Below are 476 nucleotides of genomic sequence, written 5' to 3'. Positions count from 1 at the left end.
TTCTTGCATACGGGCAGCGAAGCCTGGAATATGTTCGGGCCAACCGAAACAACAATCTGGTCAGCGGTTCAGCGCATTCACGATGAATGCTCTCATGCCACGATAGGAAGACCGATCGCCAATACACAAATTTATATTACGGATTCTCAGCTCGCGCCAGTTCCGGTTGGTGTCCCGGGTGAGCTGTGCATTGCAGGAGACGGTGTGGCGAAGGGCTACTACAAAAAGGAAGAATTAACGGATTCGAGATTCATTGACAATCCTTTTGAGCCGGGGTCTAAGCTTTATAGAACGGGAGACATGGCCCGCTGGCTTCCGGGAGGACGAATTGAATATATAGGCCGCATCGATAATCAGGTGAAAATCCGCGGATTCCGTATTGAACTTGGTGATATTGAAAGCAGGCTTAGTAAGCATCCCGGCATTCTGGAATGCGTTGTGGTTGCAGGTATGGATAACCTAGCAGCCTATTATAC

1 protein-coding gene is annotated in these 476 nt (G+C 49.2%); it reads left to right on the top strand.

The features are described from left to right. Positions 1-476 (top strand): AMP-binding protein (locus RVS70_RS22220; RefSeq protein ID WP_321134880.1); only part of this gene is annotated, 476 nt, incomplete at both ends.

This window comes from Virgibacillus sp. M23, from assembly GCF_034190895.1.
Classification (GTDB): Bacteria; Bacillota; Bacilli; order Bacillales; family Amphibacillaceae; genus Virgibacillus; species Virgibacillus salarius.
The sequence above is the reverse complement of the archived record's forward strand: the minus strand, read 5'-3'. Positions and strand labels throughout refer to the sequence as shown.